General features: G+C 59.5%; 1 protein-coding gene and 1 pseudogene. One reads left to right on the top strand and one right to left on the bottom strand.

Annotated features, from left to right (window positions below):
- Window positions 1-279 precede the first annotated feature (279 nt).
- Complete coding sequence (locus AC1DX0_RS36220) at window positions 280-681, bottom strand: hypothetical protein (RefSeq protein WP_477221117.1); 402 nt, start codon at window positions 679-681, stop codon at window positions 280-282.
- Window positions 682-944: 263 nt separating this feature from the next.
- Between AC1DX0_RS36220 and AC1DX0_RS36215 the strand changes: the two are divergent.
- Window positions 945-1,127 (top strand): annotated as a pseudogene (locus tag AC1DX0_RS36215) (hypothetical protein); the annotation flags it as partial.

Here is a 1,127-nt window from a genome sequence, read left to right as displayed (position 1 = left end):
CTGCTGAACAGCGCACCCTTGCCATATCGTCGGATTAGCCCGGCCGGTTTGACTTCGGCATGACGCATATAGCTTCGCTGGCGGGAAGCCCAGTCGATGACGATTTCGCCATCGACAGCCTTGCCAGTCTTGGAGGCGACCGTTGCACGATGAATACCAGGGCAAGGCCATCAAGTTAACGACGACCAAACTCCGCAGGCTGCCGCTACGTGAATATGCAGTCCACAACCGGCGCGTACATCAGCGCCATCACATTGTCGTGGTTGCGCGCCGGTCGCCTCATCCCTTCCACATCGTCGATCGAAGAACGGCCTGCATATGCTCCGGGAGGTCGAGTTCGCCGCGCGCCTCGATCTGCAAAAGATATCGGGCCTTGGCCAGGCGATCGGCTTCCTCGACCGCAGCATAGCCGCATATGGCGAGCAGCGCCCTCTCCTCCTCCCGGCTGGCTCTGTCGGAGACGCCGCTGCCACCGCCTGTGTCATGCAGCGCGTTGCTGAACGCCGCGTATGCCGTCCTGTGCGCTTCAATCAGCTCTCGCAATCTATGGGACGGTTCCTGGTCTCGGCCCGGCGACTCTGCGCCGCGTGCCGTTGCCGCAACCGTCGATGCGACGGCTGCGCTGCCGGAGTGGAAAAGCAAGGCGCGGCGGTTGATCCTGGACGTGGCGAACTCTCCCATTTGCTTCGATGGCTATCCGATCGATGACATATCACCATCAGACGGTAACATGAGGGTTTGCACATTCGTGTCAGGATGGAAGGCCTCAAGGCACGCGGCTGACTGATGCGCAGCACCTGAAACAAGCTTCCCCCGAGAACACGCACGGCTCGTCACTTTTGGCTGCTTGAGGCAGACGAGATTTCCAGAACCAAAAAGATTGGTGGCCGCTGGTGCGTTCCAATGGCTAAGCTGCGTGAAAGTTTTCTACACGAGGCCGCGTCGTGCCGACTGACAGTCAGTTCATTCTCGAAAGCATCAGCCAAGGCTGCGTCATGCTTGCCGATGGCGAATTCCTCATCGACAGGCTGGTGAAGTATGTCGGCAATGGAAGGATCCGCTGGCACGTCGAGTTTCGTGGGCATCGCGTCGAGTTCACAACCGGTCAGCTAAAAAGGCAGCCCACC

Source organism: Mesorhizobium sp. P3_A9, assembly GCF_056402975.1.
This window is presented reverse-complemented; position numbering and strand designations above follow the sequence as displayed.